Origin of the sequence: Methanocrinis sp., assembly GCF_049974945.1 — an archaeon.
Lineage (GTDB): Archaea > Halobacteriota > Methanosarcinia > Methanotrichales > Methanotrichaceae > Methanocrinis.
On record NZ_JBNGCU010000087.1, the window covers coordinates 1 to 6,864 of the forward strand.

Annotated in this window: 7 protein-coding genes and 1 pseudogene; 3 read left to right on the forward strand and 5 right to left on the reverse strand. The window is 61.6% G+C overall.

Translation table 11 applies throughout. The features are described 5' to 3' along the window. A pseudogene (locus ACP5EL_RS08350) lies at positions 1–1,057 on the reverse strand (hypothetical protein); the annotation flags it as partial. Positions 1,058–1,200: 143 nt separating this feature from the next. Between ACP5EL_RS08350 and ACP5EL_RS08355 the strand changes: the two are divergent. Next, a complete protein-coding gene (locus ACP5EL_RS08355; RefSeq protein ID WP_428402054.1) occupies positions 1,201–1,575 on the forward strand; it encodes a hypothetical protein in 375 nt (124 codons plus the stop codon). A gap of 24 nt (positions 1,576–1,599) precedes the next feature. Here ACP5EL_RS08355 and pyrE read toward each other — a convergent pair whose 3' ends face one another. Genes pyrE through lysS form a run of 4 tightly spaced genes read right to left on the reverse strand, consistent with a single transcriptional unit; the run spans position 1,600 to position 4,982 of the window. After that, positions 1,600–2,154 (reverse strand): orotate phosphoribosyltransferase, encoded by a 555-nt coding sequence (pyrE, locus tag ACP5EL_RS08360; RefSeq protein WP_428402055.1) that lies wholly within the window; start codon positions 2,152–2,154, stop codon positions 1,600–1,602. A 35-nt stretch (positions 2,155–2,189) separates the two neighbouring features. Further along, positions 2,190–2,972: a metallophosphoesterase gene (locus ACP5EL_RS08365; protein ID WP_428402056.1), complete on the reverse strand. Its 783-nt coding sequence runs from the start codon at positions 2,970–2,972 to the stop codon at positions 2,190–2,192. A 1-nt stretch (position 2,973) separates the two neighbouring features. After that, positions 2,974–3,432: a nucleoside 2-deoxyribosyltransferase gene (locus ACP5EL_RS08370; RefSeq protein WP_428402057.1), complete on the reverse strand. Its 459-nt coding sequence runs from the start codon at positions 3,430–3,432 to the stop codon at positions 2,974–2,976. A gap of 56 nt (positions 3,433–3,488) precedes the next feature. Continuing rightward, entirely contained in the window at positions 3,489–4,982 is a 1,494-nt protein-coding gene (lysS, locus tag ACP5EL_RS08375; protein ID WP_428402058.1) for a lysine--tRNA ligase, read from the reverse strand. Positions 4,983–5,090: 108 nt separating this feature from the next. Here lysS and ACP5EL_RS08380 point away from each other — a divergent pair, with 108 nt between their 5' ends. Continuing rightward, positions 5,091–5,555: a deoxycytidylate deaminase gene (locus ACP5EL_RS08380; protein ID WP_428402059.1), complete on the forward strand. Its 465-nt coding sequence runs from the start codon at positions 5,091–5,093 to the stop codon at positions 5,553–5,555. Positions 5,556–5,796: 241 nt separating this feature from the next. Beyond that, complete coding sequence (locus ACP5EL_RS08385; protein WP_428402060.1) at positions 5,797–6,753, forward strand: putative hemolysin; 957 nt, start codon at positions 5,797–5,799, stop codon at positions 6,751–6,753. Positions 6,754–6,864: the final 111 nt, after the last annotated feature.

Below are 6,864 nucleotides of genomic sequence, written 5' to 3' on the forward strand. Positions count from 1 at the left end.
TCTTGTCCACGTCCGGCGGGAGGACCAGCTCGACTCTGCTATCCAGACCCTTGGGATTGGTGACGTCCAGGTTCAGGTAGGTGCTCTCTGTGGAGTTGGTTAGATAAGCAGAGTAGCTGACAAAATCCGAGGGCGGCGCGGGCGTCTCCGGCTCTTCCGGGGCCGGGAACGACCAGATGTAAAAGGCCCCCAGAACCAGGGCCAGGGCCAAGGCGGCCAGGATCAGAAGAGGGCCCCAGTGGCCTCTGCCCCAGCCCCCGAGCCCCTCTCCGATTTCGGGCTCAGGGGGCTGGTGCTTCGGGGGGATGGCCGCCCTCTTTGAGGCCTCTGATCCTCGCTCCGACCTGGCGGCCTTCGTCCCATCCTCCACCACCTCGCTCTTCGGCTCCGGCTCTTTCGTCTCGGCGAGGACCGCCTCCACCTCCGTCGGTGGCGCCTCTTCAGCCAGGATATCGACCGCGGCCCTCTCGATCGGCTCTGGGGTCTCCTCCCCGGCACGAGCCTCTTCAGCCATCTCCTCCATGATCGTCTGTGCGGGCTCCTCGAAAGGCGGTCCCCCATCCGTCTCCGTCAGATCAGCACCCTCATCCCCCAACCCCTCCTCGGCCACCTCCCCCTCCTCAACTCTCGCATCCTCGGATCTCGCGACGGCCGAGGACTTCTCCCTCCGAGGGAGGACGACCTCGCCTTTCCCTAGGTCAAGGATGAGGTCGGTATAGGTCCCCGTCTCGTCGACGAAACGCCTCGCCCGAGGGATCAGATAGGATATCCCCGAGATCTTGACCTCCTCGAAGAACCCGGTGGACCGCATCAGCCGGTCCTTGTAGGCGTAGATGGCGCCGCTCTCCATCCTGGACTCGATCTCGCTGAGGCTCGGAAAACGGTCCTCCTCGGCCGAGACCTCGCAGGTGGCCTTGGCGTAAGCCTCGAAGAATACCCGGCTCATCCTGTTGAGGCGGTTCGAATAGCGCCGATCGAAGAGGAAGGAAAAACTCTCGCCGCTCACCTCCAGCTTCTCCGCCGCCAGATCGCGCCAGACCGAGTACGAAACGTCCATTGCAGTACAAAAGTCATCGCCACGATAAGTATTTTTGTATCATCCCCGCCCCCTTCACATCGGAGAAACGGGCATGCAGAGGTCTCATGTAGCTCTTATATGAAAGGTACATTTAAATCCCGACGACCCCCAAGGAGGGGTTGATGAGAACGTTTCAGATGGTGCCGGTTCTGCTAGCCCTTCTGGTGGTGGGGATCCACGTAGAGCAGGGGCTGGACCGCTACCACGTAGGTGTTGGGGAGGACGCAAACGTGATGGTCAGGGTTGGGAACACCGGCGAATCCCCCCTGGACGTGAGCGTCGTTCCGGGCGTCCCAGACGGCCTCGAAGCCCTCAATCCGGGGGTCCAGTCGGTGGAGATCCCACCGGGAAACTCGGCTCTCGTCTCCTACTCGGTGAGGGGCGAGAGGCCTGGCCAGTACGCCATAGCATCTCAGGTGATCTACACCGACGATGAGGGAAGGTCCCGCCAGATGAGGTGCGGCGACAAAAACGGCCGGCCTCTCGTCGTGAGCTAGATTCGTTGGCCCGATCTAGATCTATCAAGACCGCCGGATTTTGGCCAGAAGCTCCCCCCTCGTGAATATCGATTCGAGGCCGTAACCAACCTCTTTCAGCCGCTCCCTTCCGCCCTCCTCCCGGTCGAGGATGGCGACGACCTGGATCGGCTCGTAACCCTCAGCCTTGAGCCGCTCGATAGACTTTACGATGGACGACCCGGTGGTGACTACGTCGTCGACGACGGCCACCCTCGACCCCTCGGGGAGGGCCGGTCCCTCCACGAACTTCTGGGTCCCGTGCTTCTTGGGCTCCTTTCTTATGATCAGGGCCGAGAGCTTCCTCCCCTCGAGGTAGCCCACGACAGATATCGCCGTCACGATCGGATCTGCGCCCAGGGTCATCCCGGCGACGGCGACAGCCTCCGGATCGATCATATCGAGCAAAAGCTTCCCCGTGAGGTAGGCCCCCGCCGGGTCGAGGACGACCTCCCGGGCGTCGACGTAGTAGTCGCTCACCTTCCCCGAGGAGAGGGTGATCTTCCCCACCCGAAGCGCCCTCGTTCTCACCAGGTCCAGCAGCCTCTCTCTCTCGTCCATGGGCAGATCCTGGCCTGCCGGAGATATAACCGTTTTCAGCGCCGCCCGCCCGTCCCCTCGGCCTGGACCGCCCTTATCCGGTCGAGCCTTCCGAGGTCGGTCCCATCCAAAAGGTATACTCTGGCCCTCTCCAGACGGGCCATCTTCGGCAACGGTCCCCGATCCTCTCGCCTGGCGGAGTCGAGGGGGTAGCCACCGCAGAGGGGGTTATAGGCGGGAACGACCGTCATCTCGGGACACCTGAGGTCCCGGCCGTACCCCTCCCGAAGGGCCTCGGTAGATAGGGGCGCCCTCACCCAGGCCCTCTCGGGCGGGCCAGAGCCCAGACGGTCGGCCAGTCTGACCGCCGGATGGAGGTGGGACGCCACCAGGATCTCGGCCTCGAAGATCCTCGGATCGGGCCAGGTGTGGCCGTGAAAGTAGCCCACGCCGTCCAGGACGAGCCCCGAGGCAGGATGGACTCTGACCTTTCGGGGTGCGAGGTCGATGATGCCGATGTCGTGGTTTCCGATGACCAGATCGACCCTCGCGACCTCGGATAAGGACCGCAGAAAGGACGGGACCTCGCTTTTCTCCTGAAAAGAGGTCCAGGGAAGGTTATGCTTGACGTCCCCCAGGAGGATCAGCCGATCGGGTCCGATCTCTCCGACCCGGTGCCTGAGACGTTTCAGCATCTCTTTGGTCTGGCTGGGGACGCTGGCCCCCCCCAGCCAGAGCTGGTGCTCGATTCCTATGTGAAGGTCTGCTGCTACGAGAACCCTCGAATCCCCCTCCACCAGAAGGAGGGGTTCGTTTGGGATCGGCCTCGTTCGGATCATCTCAGAGACCCTTGTGGTCTGAGGTGGTTGGCTTGATCACTTCCAGTGCAGACACCAGCTCCCGGAGGAGCTCTGAAACGTCGCCGACGACGGCCCCGCAGGACCCTTCGATCATCAGGTTCACCTTCGATTCGGGAGTCTCGCCCGCCCTCCTGGCGTCGGTCCTGATCCCCACCGCCCTCGGGCCGAAGAGGGCATAATGGCAGCCCACCTCCCAGGCGGTCCCGTCGTCGACCATGGGCCCGTCCAGGATTGCCACCATCAGGGGCGACCGGCGAAGGGCCACCAAGTTCGTCTCGAAGATCTCCCCCATCGTCCCGGTGGCGATCTCGAAGGGCCAGAGGACCTCGATCCGGTCCCCCAGAGCCGACTCGATCTCCTCTTTTAGATGCCGGGCCCAATCGATCTCCGCCCTGCTGAAGATGGGGCCGGCCAGGTAGACGGAGACCTTCTCTTCCACACTTCTCCCCCTTTCCCCTTCTATCTCTCTTCTTCCTCTTCTCAGGCCCATCCCATCTATTCGGCGGAGGCCGCCAGAAGCCTCTCTTTGACGAAATCTTCGCCGAGGCTGGCCAAAAACCAGCCGACCTTCGGACCCTGCTTCTGCCCCAGGAAGGCGACGTAGATCGCCTGGAATAGCTTCTTTGAGTCGATCCCTCTCTCCTCGGCGACGGAGTAGACCTCGTTGTGAATCTCCTCGGCGCTCTTTCCTCCGATCCTTCCCGCGAGGACTCCAAGGGTCTCCCTCAGCTGGGGATCGACGTTCTTCACCTTAGAGGGAAGGGCCTCCTGGAGCTGGAACTTGACGAAGGGCGGTGCGTACCGGTCGAGCCAAGCCCTGACGTTGGCGGCCCTGGAGAGGATCTGATCTCTCTTCACGGTCTCATAGCCGCTCCTCTCCAGGACCGCCAAAAGCTTCTCCGGATCGTCTCCCGCGATCTGGACCGCCGTCACCATGTGCCTGTAGGGGATCGCCGACGGCCCTTCCGCCCCCACCTTCGAGAGCTCAAGAGCCCTCTCCTCTCCGGCCCTGCGGTCGTACTCCTCGATGAGATTGAGGAGGGGAAGGCCAGGATCGAACTCGATGTGCTTTTCGGGCTTGCTCCTGATGATCAGGTAGCGGAGGACCTCGGGCGGGACGACCTCCAGCATGTCTCTGATCGTCACGACTATCCCCGTGGAGGAGTGCATAGCGCCCTTCCCCTTCAGGTGGATCCACTCGTATACGACGGGATACGGGGCAGGATAATCGTAGACCTCCTCGGAGATCCTCTTGCCCGTATCGTAAGAGCCCCCGGCGGTGGCGTGGTCTTTTCCGAAAGGCTCCATGGTGACCTTCAGGATCGACCAGCGGGCGGGCCAGTCGACCCTCCAGGCGAGCTTTCCCTCGCCCCTCATGCTCGCGGTGCCCTGGTGGCCGCATCTGCAGACGTAATCGGCGGTCTCGCGTTCCAGGTCAAAGTTCACCACCTTGGTGGAATTCAGCCGGCCGCAACTCCGGCAGATGGCGTCGAAGGGGCACCAGTCAGGGGGCAGATCCCTTCCGGAGACCTCTTTGAGAATCCGGGCGATCTCATCTTTCCTCTTTAAAGCGGTCTTGATCGCGTCGACGTAGAGCCCCTCCTTGTACATCCGGTCCGCCCGGAAGACCTCCGGCCTGATCCCCAGCCTCTCCAGGGAGTCGAAGAAGGGTAGAAGGAAGTGGTCGGCGTAGCTATCGCAACAGCCTTCGGGGCAGGGGATCTCCGATAGAGGTTTGCCCACGTGCTCCTCGAAGCTCTTGGGCAGGAAGGGGTAGAGCCTCCGGAGGGGGTCGTAGGTGTCAGCGATGTAGATCAGGCGAGCCTCTGCCCCCCGATCGATGAGCGCCCGAAAGACTGCGTCGGCGGTCATCACCTCCCGCATGTTCCCCAGGTGGATCTGGCCGGAGGGGGTGATCCCGGTCGCCACCGTCTGAGGGCCCTGGCCTGCCAGCTTCTCCGCCGCCACATCGGCCCAGTGAATCGTCATGGGCTCTCCATCGATGCAGAAGGTGATATTAACTTTCCGCCCTCTGTCTTGGCCGGGAGAAGATTGGCCAGAGATAAAGGTGATATAGCCTTTGAATAATCTGATTTCATGGATCGGCCATCCCTCGACGAGTACTTCATGGAGATCGCCTCTGTGGTGGCGACCCGGTCCACCTGTCTTCGCCACCAGGTGGGCGCCGTCCTGGTGAGAGACAAGAGGATTTTGTCCACCGGGTACAACGGCGCTCCGACGGGCCTGCCCCACTGCCTTGAGGTCGGCTGCCGCCGGGAGAACGTCGAGAGCGGCTATCGCCACGAGCTCTGCCGTGCCGTCCACGCCGAGCAGAACGCCATCATCCAGGCCGCGATCCACGGAGTCAGCACCCTGGATGCCACCCTCTACTGCACCCATCAGCCCTGCATCCTCTGTGCCAAGATCATAATCAACTCTCAGATCAAACGTGTGGTCTACGGAAACCCCTACCCCGACGACGAGGCGCTCCGGTTTTTAGAGCAGGCGGGAGTGGAAGTCTGCCAGATGAGCGGGGACGAACCCCTTCGGGAAGGGGAGTAAACTTTCCTTCTTTTAGAATCGTGGAGTTGAAAGCGAGAATCTCAACCCTCGGGATGAGGGGCTGCTGCGGTATGCCTCGCTGTTTTTTAACTTCATCCCCTCAGGAAGTCGGGCGACTTCTCAAAAGTTTATTATACAATTTATGCACATGTTATGTCATGTTTTCCAGCCTCGACTTTGAAGGAGGGATCGAATGAGAGGAAGTGAGAGAATCCTCCTAATCTCAGCCCTCTTTTGCCTCGTGTCGTTCGCATCGGCCCAGGACGACGATTTCATCGGCGGGGTAATAGGCCCGGGAGCTGAGAGCCCCGGCGGCAACATAGGCATGTCGAACCCCGCCGCCGACTACTGCTCCAACCAGGGATACGAGTACAGCGGCGGACGGTGCGTATTTCCCGACGGATCGTCCTGCGACGCCTGGAAGTTTTACAGAGGAGAGTGCAGCTACAACCCAGAGCCCGAGAAGCCGATAGGAATGCCAAACCCCGCCTCGACCTACTGCAAAGCTCAGGGGTACGAGCTCGAGATCAGAACCGACCCGATGACCGGTGGTGAGGTGGGATATTGCGTATTCCCCGACGGCTCATCCTGTGAAGAGTGGGCCTTCTACAGGGGAGATTGTCAGTACCATCCGAAGCCCAAACCTCAGCCGACTCCAACGCCAACTCCAGCGCCCACACCCCCCGCTCCCAAGCCCCAGGCACCTATAGCCACCTACACCTGCGATGCGCCGCCCGCCTCAGAGCAGGAAGCGATACTGGACTACGACGCGAAATCGGCGCCCCCAGGCCAGGTTTACTTCATGGGGAGCTTCGTTTCCTGGCTCAGCTTCGAGGGCACTTTTCCCGCAACCTCGCCTGCCCTATGGATAAAGACCTCTTCGGGATGGTCCTGGAACGCCGTATGCCCCCTGGGCGCCTGGATGAGCGAGGTGATCTACCTGCCGAAGAACGGGTCGGTCAGCCTCTACCTGATGGACTTCAGCGGAAACGCGAGGCTTCACCAGCTTGGATCGGCCTCTGAGGGGTACAAGCAGATCATCCTCTACGCCAACTCGCCGGGACAGAAGATGGCGATCATCACCCTCGATGGCGTCCCGAGCAACGTCGTCTTCATCAACGTGAAGTCCGACTGGACGCCCTGCGGAACCCAAGACGTCAGCGCTTCTGCAAGCCCAGGGGTGGACCTCGTTCCCTGAAGGACGACTACGAGTACTGGCGAAAGTACGGAAAGGGGATCGAACGGATCTCCATGGTCGGGAACAAGCGGTGGGAAGAGTGGATGACGAAGCTCGCCAAGCTCTTCATGA